The sequence below is a fragment of the Cupriavidus sp. 207A1 genome (assembly GCF_057798955.1).
In genome coordinates this window covers 38952-62202 of sequence record NZ_JBYOJO010000008.1, presented here as the reverse complement: position 1 = coordinate 62202, position 23251 = coordinate 38952, and the positions used below count along the sequence as shown (strand labels likewise).

The following is a 23251-nucleotide window of genomic DNA, read 5'->3' as shown; positions in this document are numbered from 1 at the left end:
TTCATCCATTTGCGATGGCCATAGCGAGCGAGACGTAGCCGGAATGTTCGCTCTCCCCCAATGCGAGCAACAGAGTCATACATATAAAAAAACGTCCCATGCCATCGTAAGGCAGGGACGCGAATTCCCAGATGGGCTTTACCTGCCCTCGGGAAGGAGACACTCTGTGGTCCGAGCAGAACGGCGCGTCGCTGTACGAACGCTGGCGCAGTCAGGACCTTCCCTACGCGCCCCGTCCTGGCAGGGCGCTCGTGCCTGGCTTACACTGCCTCGCCGGACCAGATCTCAATCGGGCTTGAGATTCTGATCACTCTTTTTCCTCCAGCAGGAACGGACTGTCTATCGCCCCAGTAACCGGCCGACGCGAGGTGTTAGGCCTCGGCGGCGACTACGGTCATTTCGATTCGCAAGCCTTCCGTAGCAAGCGCGGCTTCGACCGTAGTTCGCGCCGGTGCTTCTGCTTGCTTCTCCGCAAACCATGCCTCCCAGACGTCGTTCATCCCGCCAAAATCGGCCATGTCACCCAGATAGATCGTGACGGCGAGCAAGCGCGTACGATCACTGCCAACTTCAGCAAGTAATGCCTCGACTCGAGCTAACACTTCTGCCGTTTGCGCTCCAATTTCTGCCCTCGCGACGGGGCTACCCTTTGCGGTCTGCCCACACAGGTATATCAGTCCGCCATGGCGTACGATCTTACTGAGTCGTGCGTTGGTATGGTGTCGCTGGATTTCTGTCATGGCGCTTATTGTTTCGATGTGGAATCTACAGGTTGGGGGGTCTGGGCTAACGCTGCAACGGAGCCAAGACTGACCGGTTTGAGGGGAGCGCGAATGCGGTAGGCGCCTACCTCAGCTGGCGTGCGATTCAACGCCTTCGCCAATACTTGGGTCACGGTGATGCCGCACATGCGACCTTGGCACGGTCCCATGCCACATCGGCTGAAGAACTTGGTCTGGTTCGGACCTTCGCACCCGAGACGCGCCATCTCCCGCACGCTACCGCCCGTCACCTCTTCGCACCGGCACACCACCGTTTCGTCGGGGCAATCGGTCAGCCATTCTGGTGGCCGATACAGAGTATCGAGGAAAGGCCGAATGCGCCTCTGGCGCGCAAGGCGGGTGCGCCAGTGTCCAGCTAGGTGCTGGGCTCGGGTCATGTCGAACTTACCGAGCGCGGCTGCTGCTCCGATCGCGGTGATGGCCCCGCTTGCCTCGGCGGCCAATGCACCGGCAATTGCCGCACCGTCACCCGCCATGCGGAAGCCTGCCAACGAGGTCTGTCCCCAGTCATCCAGAATGGGTTGCCACGCAAGCTGCTCGTCGCTCCATTCGTGCTTCACCCGCAATAGTCGGCTGATCTGGGTATTTGGCACTACTCCATGGTGCAAGAGCACAGTATCCGCGGCTATGCGAAAAGTCGCACTGCCCGCTGTGAAAGATACGGCTCGTACTCGCTCGTCACCTTCGATGCGGACACCAGTGGATTGCTTCCAAACGGGAATGCTAGCCCGTCGCAGTTTCCACAACATCCTTAACCCTTTGCCGAGCATTCTCGGCGTTCCTAGCGCGCCTACAACATGGGCCAATGCCCGGGCGCGGTTGGATGCCGGCGTGGTCTCCACGATCCCGGCGATCTTCGCTCCGGCCTGCAACAACTGGCACGCAACGAGCAGAAGCAGCGGGCCACCGCCGACAAGCACGACGTTTCCGCTAGGCACCTGTGCTGATGTCTTAAGAGCGATTTGCGCTGCCCCTGCATTCAACACGCCCGGCAGGGTCCAGCCTGGCAAGGGCGAAGGCCGCTCCATAGCGCCAGTCGCCACTAACAGCTGAGGGGCACGGACTTGAAAAGATCGACCGGCTTGCTGGGCGGACACCGTAAGATCGTGCCCCACATCCCAAACCAGTGTGTTGTGATGCACCTCAACATCAGAAGCACCTAAACGCTGAGTGAGTTTGATGCCATGGAGGTAATCCGGACCCAGAAGTTCAGCGATCGCGCCCGGTGCAGCAGTTACGTTCCGGTAAATCTGGCCACCTGGACGTAGCTGCTCATCAAGCACCACTGTTCTGAGGCCGTAAGCGGATGCTGTAGCAGCCGCCGACATACCGGCAGGCCCAGCGCCAATAATGACAAGGTCATGGGTAAAGCCACCGTGTACATTCACGTCGGCATCAGGGTTCACTTTGAGGGGTTCGCTCATGCTACGTCTCCAGTGCGTCGTGCGCCGGACGGCAGTCGCACACGCATGCCTTCGCGAACCTCTACCATGCATGACTGGACATTCTGCGAACCATCCACTTCGACCAGGCAGTCGAAACACACGCCCATCAGGCACAGCGGAGCGCGGGGGGCACCGGACACTGCTGTGTGGCGAAAAGGAATGAACCCCGCGCCGAGCAGGGCCGTGGCGAGAGATTGGCCGTCGGGTACGGCGATCTCGCGTCCGTCGACGTTGATAAGCACGGTCTTCTTCTGCTCAACAGAAGGAAGGCTAACTTGCTTGAACATGAAATCGCTTCGCTTTGAAATCCAGGATATCGGCCGGTTCGATTCCGGTGCGCATCCAGTCGACCAGAGGCCCGGCGTGAGCCGGGGCCAGCGTGATGCCGCTATGGCATGTCACGACGAACGCGCCAGGACATTCTGTCGAGGCGTCGTAAATGGGATAACCGTCGGGGCTCATCACTCGCAGTGCACCCCATGTACGCACAAGGTTGACATCTGCGAGCATCGGGAAGCAACGCACCGCGCGCGCAGCGATGCGTGCGAGTTCAGGGAGCGTGGTGCTGTCGTCCATGCCGACGTCTTCCTTTGAGTCGCCGATCTGCACAGTGCCCTCACCGGTCTGTCTTACGAAGTGACAGGGGTAGCGAAGGAACGGCTCAACGCGTTCAGTTACTAGGATCTGGCCCCTGATCGGTCGTACTGGTGCCGCCAAGCCGACCTGGGCGGCTAATTCGCCGTTCCCCAAGCCAGCGGCCAATACCACGCGCCCCGAAGTGAAAGTCTCACCGCCCACGGTAACGCGAAACTCACCGAGTTTATGCTCGATCTTGTCGACGTTGACGTTGGAAACGATCTGACCGCCCCGCGCCATGAAGCCATGTACTAAAGCACGCAGCGTCCGTAGTGGGCTGACGTGGCCGTCCAGCTTGCAATAGATTGCCCCAACAACGTCCGGGCCGATCTGCGGTGTCAGCTTGCGCAATCCAGAGGCGTCCAGCACTTCGTACGGATAGGTGATGCCGAGATCTTTCGCTAGTGCCTTCAGCTTTTCGCTGGACGCGGCCAGCGTGCTTTCGTCGAAACTCATGCTCAGCCCGCCAGGCTGCTGCAGTTCGACATCAACACCGGTTACGTCTGACAGTTCGGCGGCCAAAGACGGCCACATGCGAGCGGCTGACATGGTCCAACGCGCATATGCTGGCCGGCCGAGTCCCTTGTTTTGGACCCATACCAAGCCGAAATTGCCGCGCGAGGCCCTGAAGGCATCGTCGCTTCCATCAAGCACGCAGACTGACTCGCCAGCCCTCGCGAAGCCGTAGGCTACCGACATGCCCACCACGCCTCCACCAATCACCAAGGTGTCAATAAGGCGACTTGTCATTTTTTGCTTCCCAGCAGAGTGATGATCATGAGTGCGATTAACTCGCCAGATTGGCACTAGCGGAGTTTGGCCGCTCGTGACAGCACCCTCAAAACATTGCACACCCACTTCCGTCACTCCGGTTTAATGTCGCGTTCACGGACGATCTTGGCGAACTTCTCTGCCTCACCGCGGATGAACTTCGCTACTTCGGCGGGCTCTTTTGAAGATTCCGGTTCGATCCCAAGTTTGATCAGCTTCTCCCGAAACGTCGGCGTCGCAATGATCTCGCGTATCGCTGTATTGAGCTTCGCTACGACTTCTGTCGGTGTCCCTGTAGGAGCCTGGATTGACTCCCAGGCAACGAGTTCAAAGCCTGGAACGCCGGACTCGGAGATCGTCGGGATGTCAGGGACTGCAGCGACCCTGCTCTTGCTTGAAACGGCAATCGCTCGCAGTTTTCCTTCCCTTACCAAGCTAATAGATGACGCAACTGTGGGCATCATCATTGTGACCTGGCCGCTCATCACGTCGACCAACGCTGGACCCGAACCTTTGTACGGCACATGAACCATGCGCGTCCCTGTCATGGACAGGAGAAGCTCAGACGCGAGATGTCCTGCACTGCCGGGACCGTAACTGGCATAAGGCAGCTTGCCGGGCTGAGCCTTCGCCAGTGACACCAGGTCCTGCACTGACTTCACCGGCACGGTATTGGGTGTCACCAGCCATAAGGGGATGACCCCGAGCAGTGCGACGGGAGTGAAGTCCTTGTAGATGTTGTAGTTCAGCTTTTGTAGCGCAGGGTTGATGGCAAATGAAGAGGACACGGAGAGCAGGGTATATCCGTCCGCCGCCTGGCTGCGTACATACTGTGTCGCAATGATCGAATTTGCTCCTGCCTTGTTCTCGACAACGACTTGCTGTCCTAGCTTCACGCTAAGTGCAGCGGCTAGTAACCTTGCTGTGGCATCGGAAGAGCCACCTGGAGGAAATCCGACGACCAGTTTGATAGGACGATTAGGGTAGGACGTGGACTCCGCATGGACGCTAGGCGCTCCGAATACTGCGCTTGCAGTGACGCCAGCTACTGCAAGCGAGCGAGCCAAGCGAAGTACGCGCACGTAGCGTAGTTCTGCAAGCATAGGAAAAGGCCACGTCCAGGAACGCGCGGCAGGCAGTGCTAGTTTCATTTGTTCAATCCTAATGGTCCAGGGGTGCGCCGCTACGCAGATATTTCCGTCGATCTCGACGTTAGATCGCTATTGTTATGTTCCAATGCCTATCTGCGGCCTCAGTGCCTTACTAGGCTCTCACTCAGCGGTTTAGGGGCGTTCCGAGAGGAGGCACGTTGATATTAAGCCTGCCCGTTCTGTACAACAATTCAAATCAGGCAGGCTCCTTATGCATGGATGTTATGTATGAAACCAAAGCTGAACCTTAGGCAGATTGAGTCGTTCTACGCGGTGATGCGGACAGGCACGGTTGTTGGCGCAGCCCAACTAATGAACGTTACGCAGCCAGCCGTTAGCCGAGCTATAGGGCTATTGGAGATCCGTGTCGGTTATAAGCTCTTCGAGCGTCGGGGGCGCAAACTGGTGGCCACCCCGGAAGGCGATGCACTTTACCGAGAGATTGAGCCGGTCTACGGAAGTCTGGACCGCATTGCCCAGCTGGCAGAGGACATTCGGCACCAACGAGCAGGTGCGCTTCGTATTGCGACCCTTCCATCTGTCTCACAGTCGCTTCTTCCGAGAGCGATAGCGCGCTTCCTATCGACTCGACCTAAAGTGTCCGTGTATGTGCAAAGCTTGCCATCTCGCCAGATTGCGGACTTAGTTGCTACGCGGCAGTTTGATATTGGGCTCATCGAGTTGCCGTTGTCGCGTCCCGCTATATCCATCGAACCGTTAGACCCAACCCCAGCCATGGCAGTGATTCCGGTTGGTCACCGGCTTGCGGCTAAGCGACACGTCTCGATCAGAGACTTGGCCGGTGAGCGGATGATCTTGCTTTCGCAACATAGCTTCTTGCGCCACCAGATTGACGATGCGTTCTCGAAGTATGGTGTATCTGCTGATGCGATTCTTGAGACGCCGCATTCGTTGGTCGCATGTGGGCTGGTTGCCGCGGGCGTAGGCATAACACTTGTCTCGAGATGGGCTGCTGAGGCGTTTTCGACGGCCGACGTGGTGGTACGGCCGGTGAGAGATGAATTGACCTCGCGCTCAGCGATTATTTTCCCCTACCCCGGGGCTCGTCTGTTGTTGGCAGAGGCTTTCGCAGAAGATCTAAGAGAGGAGATCCGTAAGTCGAAGCGACGATAGCAGCTTGCCAGCAGAGCTTTACGAGACTCAATATCTCTGCTGGAGAGGTGAAAATCAGTTTGCCGAATGGGGTCGTCGGTCCGATCTCCTTCGTGTCAACCACGAACACCGCCAAGAGCTTGGCGTGAGTTTGGTGTCGGCATGGGCCCCTTCCCCCTATGGCGATACGAGTGCAAGGCCGCTCGCAGAGTCGTTGCAATCACAGTACGCCTGCCTGGGGCCAGACGGTGCGGTCCCCACGGCTCTGGCGGAGGAATTCCAGTCGTTACTTGCTGCTCAGTGTGAGCAATGGCCCCGGGCCACTAGAAGCTTTGCCGCCATGCCGGAATACCGTAATCGAAACTATCGAACCACTCCCGGATCGCGTCGGCCACAGTGCCTGGATCGCAAGTGGCGGCATCCGGAACGCATGCCCGAATGAGATCTTCGACGTCAAAGACTCGCTCCGCCCGAGCCCTGGCATCGCGGTTGCGGACAAGGATAGTGAGATGCTTGTCGCGGATAGGGATGTAACGCATGGCGAAGACACGGAGTGGCGTCCCATATTGACGGCCGCTCCGCCGACTTCTCGAGCTATGCCCAGTGAGCAAAGGCGAACCGACCTACAGATGCTCAACGGCGGCGAAAGTTGCACAGCAGTCCTGCTAATTCCGGATTTCCAGTCCAGTAAACTGATCTGTAGTCCAGCTAATTCCGGTTTCCTACACCAGAAACGAGAGCATCCAGCTCAGGGAACTACGCATATGAACAGCAGGATTTTTACATAGCGCAGCAGATGGCCGTAGGACTGGCGCTCTGGACAGTGACACGTCAGCGCCTTTTCAATGTGGGTATGGGCCTGCCGGAGTTCGCCCAGGCGGAATACGGTCGAGCCAAGCAGGCGGTGCGCCTCCGCAAGCTGTTCCGGGTCGTGCGACTCCTGAGCGAGGCCAAGCAGCCGCTCGGCCAGCGTCTGCGCCGTCTTGAGCTCGGAACGCAACAGATAAAAGGACCACAGCTCGAGTTGTGCAGAAAAGAGCTGCGGCGTTTTCCCCGCCCTGCTCGCTGAGGGCAAGTGCTCGGGTGTAGGCCGCCTCCACCTCCGGTGACCCATAGCCTCTCGCGGCCATCCAGGCCGGACCAAGGGTCAGCAAAAGCGTGAGTTCTTCGCGCCTGCGTTCGGCAGTCTCAGACACACTTTTCAGGAGATCGAGGGCCGCGGTGAGATGTGAAATCGCCTCGGACTGGGCCGAACGCTGGAGCGCCGGCTTTCCGGCCCGCTGTAGGTATTCGACTGCCTTCGGCACATTGCCGCTCCGGCTGTAGTGGTGCGCCAATTCGCTACAATATTTACTCAGTCGGTCGGGAAATAGCGCCTCAATGGCTTGGGCGGTACGCTCGTGTAGAGCGCTGCGCTGTTCCGAGAGCAAGGAATTGCTCGCGACCTCCTGGGTTAGCGCATGCTTGAACGCGTATTCCACGTCAGGAAAGCTCGGGCGCTCATAAATAAAGTCACCGCCCTGTAGGTCAGCCAGCAACGGGTGAAGCGATGCTTCGGACTGGCCTGTGACATGCCCCACCAGACTGGAAGGAAACTCCGCGCAAATGATTGCCAGCGTCTGAAGCAGTTCTTTCTGCGGCAGCGGTAGCCGGTCGATACGCGCTGCCAACACGCCTTGCACAGTCGTCGGAATATGGAGTGCCACTGGCGCCTTCTCGATCCGGTAGCTCCGAGGAGGGCCGAACAACGTGTTTTCCTCGGCCAGGGTATGGACAACTTCCTCCATGAAGAACGGGCTCCCCTCAGTCTTCGGCAAAATCAGTTGCTTCAGTGTCGTAAGGGATGGATCTGCACCCAGCAGCGCGGTCAGTAAGCCTTGCGTCTCCGCCCGCCCGAGCGGTTCGAGCTGCAGTTGGGTGTAGCACGCGTGCTGAGCCTAGTCATGCCGGTACTCGGGGCGGTAGTTGACCAGCAACAACATCTTGGCGCGCGGCACCTCGACGATAAGCACATTCAGGAAAGCCTCCGTCTCGTTATCCAACCATTGGAGATCCTCGAACAGGACCATGAGCGACTGGTTTTGACTCTCGCGCACTAGCAAGCGCGCGATCGCCTCGAAGGTACGCTGTCGCCTGATGACGGGATCCATCGTCGGCAATGCCGACCCGAGCTCAACGGCACTCAGCAGGTAAAGCAAGTAAGGCAGTTGATCCTCCGGCGCCCGGTCCAGAATGAGCAGTCTGCCGGTAGCCTTCTCGCGATATCAACGCTCATCATCCCGCGGCGTGATCTGGAAGTAGTTGTTGCAGATCGTTATTTCCGCCAATGGTGGTCACTATTTCCGCCAATATGGACCGCTTTTTCCTACCCCTTGTGCTGACGCTTACTGATCGCACGGAGCACCGCGGTGAGGTTGCGGCAGATGCGTAGCGTGCATGGTGGGAGCGAATTCAACCTATGGCCAGAGACTTGGCAGACAGCCGTGTGCGGATCCAGCCAATCCCGCTTCCAGCGGGGCGAGAAAACGTCGACGGGATTCAGAACCAGGCAGTCGAAGCAGTATGGGACCTGATCTCGGTCTGACACCCACGCCATAGGTGTTTGAAGTGCTTCAAGCCTTGGCATACCAATATGAGTCAGCATCGCAAGGCGGCACAGTGCCTGCTCGTCCATCGGGGGAAATAGCAGCCAGCCAGAATTGGTCAACACTGATCTGTTACCTTGCGGCCAGGCGACCGAGCCAACTGCCAACCGCTTCGTCATCGAATGCGCGCAGAGCAACAGGCCATGGCCTGACCACCTCAAGAGAGCGAGGTCGCGCTGCATTCTCAATGTGACTGAGGTCGATGGCCTTCTTCCCGCTCCGGTATTGATCGGCCGGCTCTTGCGTAAGCGTTGTCGGCCCTGGACCCTACCTGCATGATCCTGGCACACAATGCGGGTTGCTCGTGCCTGCCCAAGGTAGCGCGTTCGTTGACGTAGTCTGATTTTGAGGTTCTGCGTGTCCAGTGCTACGCGCACCTCAAGCAGCATAAGCTAGCAAATGGGCTACACCGCTCGATGCCCGCAAGAGACATACGTCGAGGCGCCGGGCCACATCGGCGTCGTCACAAGACATCGAACCGCCCACCGCAATCTCCTGCCGCACGCCATCCACCGGAAAGGCCCAGCTATCATCGAGACGGCTGGAAAGGACGTAGAGCAGGCACCGGTGCCGCGATAGATCGTCGGAGCCGCCTAGCATTGCCCCTGCGCGTCCTGTCCGCAGTTACCGCGCCCCTGTACCCGAGGCGATGTGACAGTTGTTCCGCCGCGCGACGAAGGGACCTGGCCAGAAATGCTCGGACCCAACGGCTCGGCGCGTTCACCGAAACAACGCGCCGTTCGGTCAAGCACGGAAATTACTCTGCGATAACGATAATCTGGTTTAGCTGCTCGCAAGCGGCAGCAAAAACTTCCAGGGGCGCTTGCTTCCAAGGGTGAGCCCTTGCGTTTCTGGCTCGCCAGTCAAACGTCTTAGGTTGATGGGCCAGGACGTAGCTGTCCTTTCCCTTCGGTCCCTGAAACTTGATCGCAAATGGATTGGTCTCGTTGTAGGCTGCCGTAGTCATCGGCAAGCCAATTACGATACTAGTCCGTTCATTAAACGGCCGCGGTGAAAGAACAAGCATCGGATGCATATCCTTCATCGCGCGGCCAGCTTGCGGGTTGCAGTCGATCCAAATAATGTCGCGTCGTTCAGGCGCCCATAGCTTGCCCGCCATTACATGGCCTCCACGCCGACACTCCGCGCGGACATGGCTTCGCCGCCGTGCTTGATGGGATCAAACAGAGCAAGTTTTTCCGCCAGCGTGAGGGCACGACGACCAACTGGTCGAACAGTTACGCCAATCTCATCGACAGATACCTCCACTTCCTGACCCTCGGCGAAATGTGCAGAGCGAGCCACCGCAGTGGGGATACGAACAGCCAAGCTGTTGCCCCACTTTTGAATCGTCAGAGTTGCGCTTTTTGGCATGAGACCTCCAAACAATGTTGATACAAGGATAAACATGAGTGATTCATGTTTCAGCGCGTATCTACCTCGCGCCCTCGACGTTGCTCGCCATCGCTCGGTTTCGCCCTTGGCCACGTCTGTATTCAGAATGCATACGGCATGTCGAAACAAGCCGCGAGCGCAGCACAAGCTGTATATGGTACCGGAGCCGTCGACGCCCGGCTGGCGACGAAAGTGCAGTGGCCGCGGTTGCCACTGGGGGCCGACGTCGATGTTTTTCATCGGTCCCTCATCGGATCACGGCACAACGTGCCAGTACTAAATGGCGTTCACCGCTGTCGACCATACAAGCCGGAGCGATGAATGAAGGGCCCGCCTACCCCGCCATGTCTGGGGAAACTATGCGCGAGCGACCTCGCCTCCGTATTAATTATCGGCATTGCATTTTGCTACACATTTTTAGCCGGTAATGCGGCGGCATCCACAAAATTTGTTAAGAATCAGTAACTTACCATGGCCAAGTGGCCTGCTGAGCCAGCGGGAAGTCGCGACGGAGCACCGGCTGGCCCCGACCCTCAACTGTGTGCCAGCCGCCTAATAGCCTCTGCGGCGGCCCGCGCCGAATCCGGTTGCGAGAACGGCCGTCAATCCCTGCCAGAGTCACGATGCCATTTGCGACGAATGCGTTCCGCAGCGCGGCGTTGGCCGCGGCGGCCGCGTCCAACCAGGGGATGCTCCGCCCCCGCGATGGGGTCCAGCCGCTTCGGTGCCTCGCTCCGGTCCACCTGCCGCATTACTTACCATTATCCGAATAATGGTAAATAACATGGCATAATGGACAACAGGCCGAGAATCCCGGTGCGGGGCCCCGTTCTGTGCCGCAGCTACGCCGCCGGCGGCCTGCAAATATAGATCGGACTGTCTCCCTGCCCTCCCGCCCAGCCTCTAATGAATACGGCTTCGCTCCCGCCGAACGCACTGCCAAGCCCCGTTTTGCCCAGCGGACTTTCCGACTCCGAATTGGTGGGTGCATGGCTAAACGCCAAGTCCGCCGCGGGTCTCGGCCTACGCGCCAGCACTTGCAGTCAGTATGAGCTCGAGGCGCGGCGCCTGCTCTGGTATGCGCACGTTGAGGGCCGCCCTCTGGCCACTTGGCAGGTTACCCATGCCAGCGACTACCTTGCCTTCTTGCGTGACCCGCCCGTGCATGCGGTCAGCAAGGGCCGAGCGCGCCGCGGTAGCGCGGCTTGGCGGCCCCTGCGCGGGCCGCTTTCCGACGCGTCGCGACGCCAGAGTGCAGTCATCGTGGGTGGCCTGTTCGACTGGCTGGTAGGGGTGGGGGCGCTGCGGATTAATCCGTTCGCCCCAATGCCACGAGAGCGCTCTATCACAGGGCCAGGCTCTCAGCGGCGTTTCCTCGAACTGGAACAGGTCGCAGCGGTATTCGAAGCGATTGGAGCACGTCCGGCGCCGACACAGTGGGCGCAAATTCACCAGGCACGCGACCGCCTCCTTCTTGCCCTGCTGTTCCAGACAGGGCTGCGCGCCTCCGAGGTGGCAGCACTGACTTGGGCAGATTTCGAACGCCATCCTGGCCGGTCTAATGCGTTCTGGACCGTGCGTATCCGTCAGGCCAAGGGTGGCAATGATCAGTTGGTGCCGTGCGACAACGCGATGCCCGAACTGGCACGCTTTCGCTGCTTGATAGGTTTGCCCCCCATGCCTAGCGCTACTGACACCACGGCTGTCATCCCGGCGATTGCGGGAGGGCGCCAACGCGCAGCGCCGCCGATCGATCCGTCCGAGCTCCAGCGAAAGTTGAGCCGGCCGCTCCGTACCCGGCAGGGAATCTATGCCATTGTGCGTGCAGCATTTGCCGATGCGGCCGACCGTCTGGAGCGGGAGGAGCGTGGCGAAGAGGCGACCAGGCTTCGAGGTGCGTCGACACACTGGCTGCGGCATACGCATGCCACTCATCTGCTACGCGCCGGCGTGCCGGTAACCGACGTGCAGCGCGCCTTGCGACACCGCGACATCAACACCACGCGGCGGTACACCCATGAAGCGCTAGAAGACGTAGCTCTTGCGTTGGCCGGCAAGATCCCGGGCACCGCGTAGCGACGCCAGCTATTCCTGCAATTCCCTCGCTGGGACTGCCTGTCGGGTTCGGCCGGCTGCGAAAGGTAGTGACGATGCAGGTGGAAGGGCACCTCTTTGGCTCGGCGCGATGGGCAATCCCCCTGCAGTAATTCCAGGTCAGGTTGACCTGCGTAGGTGCATGTGGTGTGTGGCCTCGTCCGTGCCCAACTCGGGACAGTCGGCCAGCCGCGCGAGTTTTGTCCGACACGGAGCGAGCCCGGCTGCGCCAACGCACGCGTCACCAATGAGACGCCCACCGATGTCCCGCAACGGCTCATGGGGCACACCTCGTAGCAAACGACCTCGTTGCACATCCGGCCAGAACGCGCTCGGCTCTGGCGGCCACAGCGAAGCTTTTCCGCTGGTTCCAACTTGGCAGCCTGTCGTTTTGGGCTGGCCCCAAACTAGTTCGAAAAGCACTTAGGGAATTAGGAGTCGCTTTTGCTGAGAAGGTGTCCCAACTTGGGACAGCTGACAGGCCAAAGGTCGTACCTCGCAGTTCTTCACGAGGAGGCCTTGGTCGGTCAATTCACGCCAACGAGTCGAGCGGTTTGGGTGCTCTGTGGGTAGTCGCAGCTCACGTTTAGAAAGACGACTCTCGGGACTGTCCCCCAATTTGCAGACGAGGCCACGCTTAGCCGTCAGTGGCAAACTTTGCGAGTCAACCAGCAGCCGAAGGCCCACTTTCAAATCGTCCCAACTTGGGAAGGTCGGCGAGCCGCACCAAGCCTCGTCCCAACTAATGCTGCGTCGACAGGGGTTAACGGAGGATCGCGCGTGGCAATCGGCCCGCAATGGGCGAGGCCCATGGTGGAATGCCGGGGCAAGCCACATGAACGCGGCCTTCCCGAAGGGCTACTTCGACGCCATGGGGTTGATCTCGCTGCTGGATACTCAGCGGCGCTTGCAGTCTCGTTCGTGAACCGCCGTATGCGGAACCGCATGTACGGTGGTGTGAGAGGGCTGAGGGGGTAACCCCTCACCCTACTCGATCGGCGGCTAGACCGATGCCGGCAGCGTGGCCAGCCGCTCGCGCCAGCCGTCGGTGGCCCGCGCCAGCCAGTCGGGAAAGCCGGTGGGCCATGCTGCGAGCCGTCCCAACTTGGGAAGGTCGGCGAGCCGTGGCGAACACGTCCCAACTTGGGAAAGTCGCCGAGTCACATGTGGGAGTGTTCCAACTCGAAAAGGTCGGTGATCCGCGCCAGGCGCTGTCCCAACTTGGGAATATCAGCGAGCCGCGCCAGGCACCGTCCCAACTTGGGAAAGCCGGTGAGCCGTGCGGCGCGTCCCAACTTGGCGAAGCTGTTGGGCCGTGCCGGGCGCCGTCCCAACTTGGGAAAGTCGTCGATCCGCGCCAGGTACCGTCCCAACTTGGGAAAGCCGGTGGGCCGTGCTGCGAGCCCTCCCAACTTGGGAAGGTCGGTCAGCCCGTGGCGAACACGTCCCAACTTGGGAAAGTCGCCGAGTCACATGTCCGAGTGTTCCAACTCGAAAAAGGTCGGTGATTCGCGCCAGGCGCTGTCCCAACTTGGGAATATCAGCGAGCCGTTTCCGGCACCGTCCCAAGCTGAAAGGTCAGCGAGTCCCACCCGGAATGTCTTGACTCAGAGGGGCGGTATGCCGCGCCGGCCCGTCCCAGCTTGCGAAGGCTCCGAGCAGCGTGCTAACTTGGGAAGGTCATCACTAATCGCCCACGTTGAGCTCGGGCAAAAAAAAGCCCGCTCGAAGCGGGCCGATTAACTCTCAGGAATGCCTACTTGGGCTGGGGGTGAAACGACTCGCTAATGAGCTGTCGGATTTGGGTCTCCAGGGCCTCGGACAAAACCCCAGCTCTTATCTTCACCGTGAAGCCGTTAGCGTCCTTCGTAATGGAGCCAGCCTGTTCCCTCCCGGAAAAGAACTTGTCAATGCTGCGCTCACTCGCGGAACTTGGCGCCGACGCGCGCCGGGTTGCAAGTGCTTTGATCGCGCCGGCTACTTTCCCTTGCTCCATCTTTCCCGATGCCACAAGCGGCCAAATCTCCTTCGCTGCATCCTTGCCTGCTTCACCATACTTCTTGATCGTCGCGACAATGGCTTCGGCAGCGCTTCCGCCAAGCAGCCGCGGTTGAAGGTCGAGATCCTGTAGAACGAAATCCGGCAACTGCGCGAAGCTAAGGAACCGATAAAGACCGCTCTTGGACAAGCCAAGTGCCTCCGCAAGCCGCACGCGGGACGGAAATTCCTTCTCAGTGCGCCGGACCGACAGCGCGATTTCATAGTCAGAAAGATCGTCGCGGCTAATATTCTCGACCATGGCGAGCACCGCCATATCCGCATCAGAACACTCCACGACCACGGACTTGACGGTATCGAGCCCAAGCATCTTGTGGGCGCGCCACCGGCGCTCCCCTGCCACAATTTGGTAGCCGGATTCAGCGCGTCGTACCACGATCGGCTGCATGAGTCCCACTTCGCGAATCGACTCAGCAAGCTCCGACAGCTTGTTTTCACTAAAAACGCGCCGGGGCTGCCATGGGTTCGGCACGATGTCAGCGACAGCGAGTTGCGACGCGACGCCGGCTGCCTCCAACTCTTGGACACGGAGTTGCGCAACAGCAAGCGCTCCCGTTAGGCCAGGCGCCGTCTGGGTTCGCTCGCTACGCTTGACTTCGTCCTGCTGAATCGCCGAGGTCTTGCGGATGCCCGCCGTCTTAGCAAGCAGCTGTTCTCGCATATTGCTCATTGCGCGCTTCTCCATTTTTCTGCATAGATTTCATCCAACCACCGGCAATAGTCCATAATCGGCTGACGCACGCGCTGCAGCGATTTGGCCGCGCTATGTGTGCTACTCACGTCGAACACCGTCGAGAATGCCAGCGCCCCAGTGCTCATCACCGAACTCGCCGGCACTTCGATCGAATGCAGCCACTTCTCATAAGCGCTCTCCGCCCAAGCACGCACAATGGGTGCCGAAGAGGTCCGCCCATAATCGACCTTTGAGAGCAGCAGCGAGACGAAGTCGTATTTCTTGTCTGCTTCATACTTGATGAAGCTCTTGGAGACGTCTGAAAACAAGCGCCAGAAGGACAGCGAGCTGATGAAGTCGAGGTTCTCAGGAACCATCGGCATAACCATCGCATCTGCCGCTAGCAAGGCGTTCAGGTTCATGTAGGAAAGCGAGGGAGAGGTATCCATAAGGATATAGTCATAGTGCTTTCGCAATGGCTCCAACCCTTCCCTCAGTACCGTCCAGAAGCGAAAGCCCGGCTTGATTTTCTGCATTGCGGGCAGGTGGAACTCTGCCCCAATCAGTTCGGTGTGCGCAGGGATCAGGTCAAGGCCATCCCAATAGGTTGACTGGATGCTACGCTGCAGTCCCCCCTCGATTTGCTGGTCATAGATATATGGCAAGACCGTATCTTCTGGCGTCACGTCCTTCTCGGCATACAAGCCGCACAGTTCCGACAGCGAGGCCTGAGGATCCAGGTCGACAACCAAGACTTTTCTACCACGCAATGTCAGGCCCTGAGCCAGGCACATAGTCGTGGTCGTCTTTGCTGAACCGCCCTTTAGCTGGGCGGTAATAATGATTTTTCCTTCCGGCTCTCGCGTGCCCGTGACCAACGGCGTCTGGTAAATGTCGGACACCTTCTGCACCCAGATACGCGCTTCCTCGAGCGTGAAGGTTCTGGTACGCCCAGTACCCGCAGCCTTTCCCGGTGGCAATTCGCCGTCTCCCTTGGTCGCGAGATACTGAACTTGCGAGTGGGAGATGTTGCACAAGTCTGCAATTTCCCCCGTCTTGAAAATTGGTGCAGTTTTTCGCGGGCGCGGTGCAAGGATCGTCTCGCGAAGTTCGTCCGTAAAAATGGTGACCTTTTCCGCGAACTGGGATATCTGCTCTAGCGGTACAGTTCGGTCGACTGCTGGAAGTTGACTTGTTTTCACCATTCTGAGGTTTATCCAAATAATTCGATAAAGCTCAGAATACATGAAACGCTTGAGCAATGGCTGATAAATCTCTGTTTTTGAACCAAAGTTTCTTTGAAAACCACAGTTCTGCCTAAATTTTAGGCAGAACCCGTACGTCTTGGAGCCCACTTCAGGACCAGGGCAACCCCTTCGAAATCTTGGAGACTCCCAAAGCGGGCACAAACGACCTCACCTTGAGTCGCGTCATTCGCCGTCCACCACTGGCAAGGTGAGGTCGCTTGTGCAATTCGGCAGAACTGGCGAAGTGCGTTGGACAATACCAGCACAATGGACCTCACCTTCGTTCCTCTCCGTTCAAGCCGGGCGCCCGTCTAGCATGGGAGAAGGGCATCTTCTAAGCACCTTTGCACAACCGACCTCACCTTTGTACAACCCAGTAAGCAAAGATCCGAGGCAAATGTTGCGACGTCGAGATCCCTTTTGTGTTGCTTTGCAGCATCCGTGGACGCTGGAGGCATCATCGCGTCACAACAAACGCAATCCTCCGATCGACGAAAGTGCATCAGCGTGGACCTCTTCACTGATGCACAATGGACCTCACCATCCCATATCGGTAAGGCCCCTTTGCTGGCACGGTGAGGTCTACGGGTCCGCAGTAAAAATCAGCACAAGAAACCTCACCTTCATCTCCTGCACAAACCTGAGCACGGCCCGTGCAAGACTCCCGGCGATCCGCATCCGTGAAGGCCGTGTGGAAATCAAAAGCGGCGGAGAAGTGCAATACCGGTATCGACAGCAGTGGTTCGTTGGCTAGTTGATCACTTCCCGACTGCAAGCGCTGTTTGTTTGATTTTTTTTAGTAAACATCCTAACCAACAAACAGAGGGCCACGAAACCCTTTGATTTCAAATACTTAACCCTTCAAAGGTGAGGTCGACTGTGTCCATGGTGAGGTTCTCTGTGCTGCCAAGGTGCGGTTTACTGTGTCGCCCAAGTGAGGTTTATTCCACGGAAAGGTGAGGCTCATTGTGCGACCACCCCGAAGGTGAGATCTATTGTGCGGCACATGTGGACAAGTCCGTTTTGCCCAGGCACGTCCGCGGCTCGGATCACCCTCGTAACGGAGACTGGTGAGGTTCGTTGTGCGTCGAGTGAGGTCGATTGTGCGCGGCGCTGCAAAGTGAGCGGAGAGCGCGAAGGATCACCGCGATGGTGAGGTTTGTTGTGTTGACAGGACCTCACCATCACATGCTAGAGTCGCCGAAGCATAAAACGAGCGGGAAGACGAGTATGGCGACGGACAGTCCGGTGGAGGTCAAAGCGAGAACGACGCCTCGCCAAATGGCGCTGGCATTGTTCGAAGACATGTTTGACCTCGGGTTGCCCATCAATGAGGCCAACCGCGAAATCGGATATCAGCGCAACAATTTCTTCACAGAAATTGTCAACATGGGGTTAGCCGCTCGACGATTCCTGGATGCCGCGTACTTCATCGTTGCACAAGAGCCCGAGATCTTGGACCAATACGATGTCGAGCTGAACTACTTCAAGTGGTTGATGCGTTATGACAGCCGTAACCTGAAGCATCTTCGAACCATCGCAGATGAAGCGCAGAACGCTAAGGTAAGGGTAACCAATACACCATCAGACCGAGAGCCTGATGAGAACGATATCTGGGTCCAGGTCCAGCTGATCGGCATGGTTGCAATGCATCGTGGCCGAGTCCGTTTCGATGTGCATCACAGCTTGATCCCACACATTCGAGACCCCCGCAAGTCTCACTGGCTGAGCCTTCGCATCTCAACGGCTTTTACCCGCAGTCTTGCGCGCGCTATCTATGACAAGGTACTGCCAAGTGTGCCCAACGGGCGTACTGATTGGATCAAGCTCGATGAGATGCGGACATGGCCGGGGAAAATGGGCGCGAATGCGACCATCTTCAAGTACTTCAAGCGTGACTGGCTGGAGCCCGCCGTTCGCGAGATCAATGAGATCTCGGATATAGAGCTGTCCTATGAGACTAAGACGGAATCAACTTCCTCCAAGAAGGTCGACAGGATTCGCTTCATCCTCAAACGGAAGGACACAGCGGACGCCGTCATGGCGAGCCTATCCGATGCTAGTCAGATTTATAAGATATTAAAGGAAGAGTTCAACCTCTCCACGCGACAGTTCGGCGAGATCTCCGAGAACCGTGAGACGTGGAACGATGATCGCATCTTGCAGGCGATCGAGTACACGCGATTCAAACTCAACCGCGGTCAGATAAAAAAGAGCCCCGCTGGCTATTTGATGAAGGCCTTGCGCGACAACTGGCGCATGTCAGAGGCCGAACGGACGATGGTTCAGGTACAGACCAAGCTGCTCGTCGAGGAAGAACAGAAGGAAACCGCGAAGATTGCCGCCAAAACAAGCGTGGAGCGCAGCGTGGCATCACGTGAGGACGAGACCCGCGCTCGCATGAATGAGGAATCTCGGCAAGGCCGGGAATACTTCGCTGCATCGGACGCGAAAGTACGCCAGGAACTCGTCCGTGCGTGGCTTACTTCGAGGGAGAGTAAACTCGTGCTGCGGCGGATGAAACTGGAGGTCTCATCCGTGGATGAAAGGGTCATCTTGGCCAATACAGATTTGGCTTGGTACTTAGGACAATTTGTGTTTGGGCGCATCAAATCCAAAGCGACATCTGCTGTGGCCTGATTCGCGTTTAGCATCAGCGAGTACGAATTCTGCTCGGCTCGGCAGCAGATGAAAGCCTTAGATATCAAACACTGTCAACTAACGGATCCTTAGAACTAGGTCAACCCGGCTTCAATAACAAATCGGGACGTGGGGTTCTTCTTTGCCGTAGAAATCCGCAGCCAGTCGCGAGCACGTGTGACGGCAACGTAGAACAGTCGACGCTCTTCACTTTCCGAACTTGCTTCGTCAGGTATCAAAGTTTCCTCCGCCCGGATTACAACAACCGCCGTCCATTCACGTCCCTTGGATGCATGCATTGTCGTGAGCACTAATGCGTCGTCGGTCGGTTCGTTATTCTTTCGGCGCAGAAACAGAAGGCGTTCCGAGAATGGCCCGTTCAGGCGCGTCAGGACGTCATACGTAGTATTGATAGCGCGCTTGCCTGGGTCTTCCACCACAAATTTGAGCATCCATTCTCGGACGCCATCGAGAACGAGCGAAAAGAACTGTCGTTCACAGAGCGCTTGCCATTCCGCCAGTCTCTTCAGAAAGTCCCGATACGTGTCGGCGGTTGATTCTGCGATGCCAGCCTGCACCAGGTCCTTCTTTCTTGGAATCGGCCCCTCCGGCTTCGCCGCAGTCTGCGTGTGTAGAAGGTGAAGCTCGTGCGAGCCAACTCCCGCGAAACCTAGCAGCGCGTCGACGCCAGAGTCCTTGCACCTCTGGATCAGCTCCAGTAGCTCCCCCATCAATGCGGCTTCCGGTCGATCAAGGATCGAGCGGCCGGCAGCGCGGTAATACTTGACACCCTGCGAGCGACAGACAGCCTCCAATGGATCGAGAATGCGGTTCGTCCGCGCCAGCACGGCGGCCGTTTTGCCGGCCTGCAGAACCGGTGTCAACGCCTCAATGGCTGAAACCGCTTCCTTGTACTCGTCCTCCATACGCTTGAACTCGATGGCGCCGCCTGGCCCGCGATGGGCTACCAGCTCCTTCAGGATACGATCTTTGTTGTTTCGAATGACACGATCCGCAATCCTTAGAATCTCGGCATGTGAGCGGTAGTTCTTCCCGAGGATGACGGACCGCGCGTCGAACTCTTTGATGAACGCTTCCATGCCTCGAAATCCGAGTGCGCTTCGAAATCCGTAGATCGATTGATCGTCGTCCCCGACCACCGTCAGGATCGAACCCGCAGCTGCGTGGAGCGCTGTCCAGCGTGATTGCAAGCCGTCGCAATCCTGGTACTCATCGACAAGCATGTGCGTCACACGGTAGGGCGCGACTGTTCCGCTTTGCATCCCAGCTACAGCCAACCGCAGCATGTCTTGAAAGTCGATTTTGCCGTTCCGAGCCAGGGCACACTGGTAGGCGTCATACAATTGAGCCTCCACCGTTCCTGGAGGCGGATCGGATAGTTGCATCTTGGCGCGCTCAATCGCGGCGATGGCGTCCTCGACCTTCCAATCGAATCCGCCTTCCTCCAGGATCTGCCCGACGATAGCGAACCGAACGCCGTCGTGAACGATATCGGCCAGCTTGCCGGCCCCTTTCCCGAGTTGCTTATAGGCCAGCGAATGGAAGGTGCCGGCGAGCAGTCGCTTCTTGGCATCGGCGCCGGCTAGCGCGAGGATACGGTCACGCAATTCAATCGCCGCATCCTTGCTAAACGTTACCGCACCGACCGTGACGCCTGGGTTGGCGAGGAGTACCGCTGCCTTTGCCGCAATCGTCGCCGTTTTTCCAGCGCCCGGCACGGCGACCGCGACGCAGTGCTGGCGCATGTCGACCACCTCACGTTGGGCGGGGTTTAGTCCTTCCAATACCTTGTTGAGCGACATGGCGATTCGTTGTGGCAGTAAGTGGCACGTGGTTTCAACAACTATTGACTCGATTGCACTCGGCAGCCGGTCCCACCTTGTCGGACTTTGTCCCCCCGACGGGAATCAAGTTGACCCAAGTGGCAGCAAGTACCATCAAGTGCCAGTTCCGGGCAGAGGATCCATCCAAACTGCTGACAATCAATGGCACTTGAGTCGTCCAAGTCAGGGTATTTCCCAGATTAAGGTAGCAAGTGCCACTTCGTGCCAGATGCAGCGACTGAAAGACACCGCAGATTGTTCGATGCAATTGGCCTTGAGCGATCCGAGTGCCATTGCCCCCCAGCAGGAAGGATCATCTGGCTCTTCCAGGCGCTTCATAGGTACAGCATCGACAACGGATATCCATGTGGCATTTGGTGCCAAAAAAATCGAGGTTCACGTGGAAACATGGCACCAAATGCAAGGCTTCACCATCACACACTGCGAACGGTGGTCATGAGCTTCAGATGCGTTGTGTAGCTACGCAGTCCTAGGGGCTGGAACTTGCGAAGGAATCGCGTCACTTCCTCGTTCACGTCGGTCATATCGCGAATGCCGTTCCAGACCATGAAATCGAACTGGTCCATGGCCTGGTCGAACTTGGTCAGGACCTGCAGTGCGCGAACAGCGAACCGCGAGAAGGCTTGGACTTCGATATCGACCGAAGGACGGGTAATGGTCGGTTGGAAGATGATGTCGTCCTTGGCGCGCATCTCGCTCTCCCGTTGCTCGCGGTAGGCCTTGGCGACGCGTAGCTGCTCATCGACATAGTCTTCCAGCTTGGCGAGTTCTCGCTCGAGGAACGCCTCAATGGTCGTGAGCTCGCTTTTGGAAAACGTCGACTGGCCGAAGCGCTGCAGGTTCAGCGACATGCGGTTCATGTACGGCCACCATTGCTCGAAGAGAGGACGCAGGCGGGTGTGGTTAAGCTTCAAACTGACCACCACCACCGCCGCACCAGCGAGTTCGCGATCGAGAATCTGGCGACCGAGTTCGCGCCGGCGACGCACGATGGCCAGGCGGTCTTCGGGCGAGAGTTCCCTGAAGAGCTTGCGAGTCCGCTCGACCTCAGCCTTCTTCTTTTCGAGATCGGCCGTCGAGATCAGTCCTTCCTTGCGCAGCGCGTTCGCCGAGGCCTCCATCTCGATCAGTTCGGCTTCGACGTCATCAACTCGATCCGATGCGCCGGCGGCAGCGTTGCCAGCCGTGCTCGGCGCAACGGTCGGAACACCCATCTGGGCAGCGTCGATATCGGCCGCACCAATAGGCGATTCAGCAATGGACAGTTCGGTGGTGGTCATCATTTCTCCTGGAGTGGCCAACGTTCGAGGCCATTGAGATCAAACAAACGTGGTGTCAGCTACTTGCCGACATGGAAGGACGCCGCCAGGCGCCAGCTGAAGAGGCCCACGAGACAGACGCCGAGCGTCCAGCAGTGGGCGAGCAGGGAAATCGGTAAGAGCAGGGCGGTGGCGCCAAGACCAAAGCAGAGCAGCAGGCCATGGGCGGCCACGTGGAAGGTCACAGGGTTGGCGAAGCCAGCGCCCGCGGCGCGAATCTTGCGCGACACGGCCCCATCGTTAAGCAGCGCGGCAAAAAGGATGAATCCACCGAACAGCCAGTGATGGGCGACGGCTGCGCGATAGACTGCCCGGTAGACGGTCAACCAGAAACGTCGCATCCAGCCGCGGCCGAACTCCGACGCACCGGCGTCCGGTAGTGCAGTATCTGCGTCCGAGCCAGTGAACGATGCCTGCAGGGCGCCAGATTTGACAAACCAACGGTCAAACCGGTCGTTCGCCTGCGATGCTGCCTCGCGCGCGCCGGCCTGGCCAATCCATTGCGAAACCGACGCCTGTTCAGCATCGCTGACTTCGAAGGCGGCATCGTTCTGGATGAACGGCACAAGTGCACAGATCATCAGCGGCGACACAAGCAGCCACACGCGTACGTGAGAGACGAATCGGGAACTAGCCATGGTTCACACCCAACGCAGCAGAAGTAGCACCGGCAGCGCCGGGATGGCGACGAGCGCGCCCCAGAAAACCACCGGCTTGCGCGTGGCAATACTGGTCAGGGCGTAGCAAGGGGCGGCATTGCCGCGCATGAAGTGTTCTGGCATCGGCCCAGGTGTCTCCTGATTGAGCCAGGCGTGCATTTCCAGTGCAAGCGCGAGGTCGACGCGGAAGATCCACGCAGCGCACCGCACCGGAAACTGGCGCAACCTTGCCAATGACCGGGCGGCCTTAGTGTGCAAAGTCTCGAGCGACATCGTAGGTATCGAAGTAGCGGGTGAAGCTGTAGCCAGTCAGCACGCGAGCGGCCAGCTGGAATGCCGCACACCGTTGCGAGATGTTTCCCGGTACGGGTTCGTCGACCACCTGGCAGACATAGCCCGCGGGTTGGCGCTGCTCGAACGCAGGGATGGATTCGTGGTAGGGATACCAGACGTTGTACTTCTCGCCCTTGAATGCGGCATAGCGCTTCGCGTAAAGATCGTGGGCGCGCCCGAACAAGCCCTGCATAAAGGCGACGTTTGCGTCGCCGTGTTTGCGCGCCGCGCGCCACGCGGCAATGGCGTCCGTCAGCATTTCCTTGACCAGCGGTTCTTCTCGCACCCGGAAATTCACGCCGATGTAGTCGACCACACGGGTACAGACGTCATCCAGGTCGGGAGACACGATGAACATCGGTGAGAGCTTCGCCGAGAGCTTGTATTCCTTGACGATTTGTCGGAACAGGGTGGAGGGCATTGAC

17 protein-coding genes and 1 pseudogene are annotated in these 23251 nt (G+C 58.4%); 3 read left to right on the top strand and 15 right to left on the bottom strand.

Features of this window, described 5'->3' with window-relative positions:
- Positions 1-371: 371 nt before the first annotated feature.
- The 5 genes from AC3FMM_RS16295 to AC3FMM_RS16275 form a co-directional block, all read right to left on the bottom strand.
- Positions 372-740 (bottom strand): RidA family protein, encoded by a 369-nt coding sequence (locus AC3FMM_RS16295; protein ID WP_488686964.1) that lies wholly within the window; start codon positions 738-740, stop codon positions 372-374.
- A 5-nt stretch (positions 741-745) separates the two neighbouring features.
- Positions 746-2206: an FAD-dependent oxidoreductase gene (locus tag AC3FMM_RS16290; RefSeq protein WP_488686963.1), complete on the bottom strand. Its 1461-nt coding sequence runs from the start codon at positions 2204-2206 to the stop codon at positions 746-748.
- Positions 2203-2514, bottom strand: a complete 312-nt coding sequence (locus AC3FMM_RS16285) for a (2Fe-2S)-binding protein (protein WP_488686962.1) — start codon at positions 2512-2514, stop codon at positions 2203-2205. Before AC3FMM_RS16285 ends, AC3FMM_RS16290 begins: the two co-directional genes overlap by 4 nt.
- Entirely contained in the window at positions 2498-3613 is a 1116-nt protein-coding gene (locus tag AC3FMM_RS16280; protein WP_488686961.1) for an NAD(P)/FAD-dependent oxidoreductase, read from the bottom strand. The genes AC3FMM_RS16285 and AC3FMM_RS16280 overlap by 17 nt, the downstream gene beginning before the upstream one ends.
- Positions 3614-3726: 113 nt before the next feature.
- The gene (locus tag AC3FMM_RS16275; protein WP_488686960.1) at positions 3727-4785 is read right to left on the bottom strand and encodes a tripartite tricarboxylate transporter substrate binding protein; all 1059 of its coding nucleotides are present in this window, start codon (positions 4783-4785) and stop codon (positions 3727-3729) included.
- A gap of 228 nt (positions 4786-5013) precedes the next feature.
- Between AC3FMM_RS16275 and AC3FMM_RS16270 the strand changes: the two genes are divergently transcribed.
- Positions 5014-5919, top strand: a complete 906-nt coding sequence (locus AC3FMM_RS16270) for a LysR family transcriptional regulator (protein WP_488686959.1) — start codon at positions 5014-5016, stop codon at positions 5917-5919.
- Positions 5920-6635: 716 nt separating this feature from the next.
- Here AC3FMM_RS16270 and AC3FMM_RS16265 read toward each other — a convergent pair.
- The 3 genes and pseudogenes from AC3FMM_RS16265 to AC3FMM_RS16255 all read right to left on the bottom strand — a co-directional run.
- Positions 6636-8216: pseudogene (locus AC3FMM_RS16265) on the bottom strand (ATP-binding protein); the annotation flags it as partial.
- A gap of 1084 nt (positions 8217-9300) precedes the next feature.
- Complete coding sequence (locus AC3FMM_RS16260) at positions 9301-9663, bottom strand: type II toxin-antitoxin system PemK/MazF family toxin (protein WP_488686958.1); 363 nt, start codon at positions 9661-9663, stop codon at positions 9301-9303.
- Positions 9663-9917, bottom strand: coding sequence for an AbrB/MazE/SpoVT family DNA-binding domain-containing protein (locus AC3FMM_RS16255; RefSeq protein WP_488687157.1), 255 nt, complete (start codon positions 9915-9917; stop codon positions 9663-9665). The genes AC3FMM_RS16260 and AC3FMM_RS16255 overlap by 1 nt, the downstream gene beginning before the upstream one ends.
- Positions 9918-11201: 1284 nt before the next feature.
- Between AC3FMM_RS16255 and AC3FMM_RS16250 the strand changes: the two genes are divergently transcribed.
- Positions 11202-12014: a tyrosine-type recombinase/integrase gene (locus AC3FMM_RS16250; RefSeq protein WP_488686957.1), complete on the top strand. Its 813-nt coding sequence runs from the start codon at positions 11202-11204 to the stop codon at positions 12012-12014.
- A 1774-nt stretch (positions 12015-13788) separates the two neighbouring features.
- Here AC3FMM_RS16250 and AC3FMM_RS16245 read toward each other — a convergent pair.
- Positions 13789-14760, bottom strand: coding sequence for a ParB/RepB/Spo0J family partition protein (locus AC3FMM_RS16245; protein ID WP_488686956.1), 972 nt, complete (start codon positions 14758-14760; stop codon positions 13789-13791).
- On the bottom strand, positions 14757-15968 hold the full coding sequence (locus AC3FMM_RS16240) for a ParA family protein (protein WP_488687156.1): 1212 nt from the start codon (positions 15966-15968) through the stop codon (positions 14757-14759). Before AC3FMM_RS16240 ends, AC3FMM_RS16245 begins: the two co-directional genes overlap by 4 nt.
- A gap of 1272 nt (positions 15969-17240) precedes the next feature.
- Between AC3FMM_RS16240 and AC3FMM_RS16235 the strand changes: the two genes are divergently transcribed.
- Positions 17241-18650: a replication initiation protein gene (locus tag AC3FMM_RS16235; RefSeq protein WP_488686955.1), complete on the top strand. Its 1410-nt coding sequence runs from the start codon at positions 17241-17243 to the stop codon at positions 18648-18650.
- A 95-nt stretch (positions 18651-18745) separates the two neighbouring features.
- Here AC3FMM_RS16235 and AC3FMM_RS16230 read toward each other — a convergent pair whose 3' ends face one another.
- The 5 genes from AC3FMM_RS16230 to AC3FMM_RS16210 form a co-directional block, all read right to left on the bottom strand.
- Positions 18746-20473 (bottom strand): ATP-dependent helicase, encoded by a 1728-nt coding sequence (locus AC3FMM_RS16230; RefSeq protein ID WP_488686954.1) that lies wholly within the window; start codon positions 20471-20473, stop codon positions 18746-18748.
- A gap of 455 nt (positions 20474-20928) precedes the next feature.
- Positions 20929-21795 (bottom strand): ATPase, encoded by an 867-nt coding sequence (locus AC3FMM_RS16225; RefSeq protein WP_488687155.1) that lies wholly within the window; start codon positions 21793-21795, stop codon positions 20929-20931.
- Positions 21796-21854: 59 nt separating this feature from the next.
- Positions 21855-22472, bottom strand: coding sequence for an IncC plasmid conjugative DNA transfer DtrJ family protein (locus AC3FMM_RS16220; protein ID WP_488686953.1), 618 nt, complete (start codon positions 22470-22472; stop codon positions 21855-21857).
- 3 nt (positions 22473-22475) lie between these two features.
- Positions 22476-22766, bottom strand: coding sequence for a hypothetical protein (locus AC3FMM_RS16215; RefSeq protein WP_488686952.1), 291 nt, complete (start codon positions 22764-22766; stop codon positions 22476-22478).
- Positions 22741-23247 carry a hypothetical protein gene (locus AC3FMM_RS16210; protein ID WP_414248241.1) on the bottom strand — a complete coding sequence of 169 codons (507 nt, stop codon included), beginning with the start codon at positions 23245-23247 and terminating at the stop codon, positions 22741-22743. Before AC3FMM_RS16210 ends, AC3FMM_RS16215 begins: the two co-directional genes overlap by 26 nt.
- Between the last annotated feature and the right edge of the window lie 4 nt (positions 23248-23251).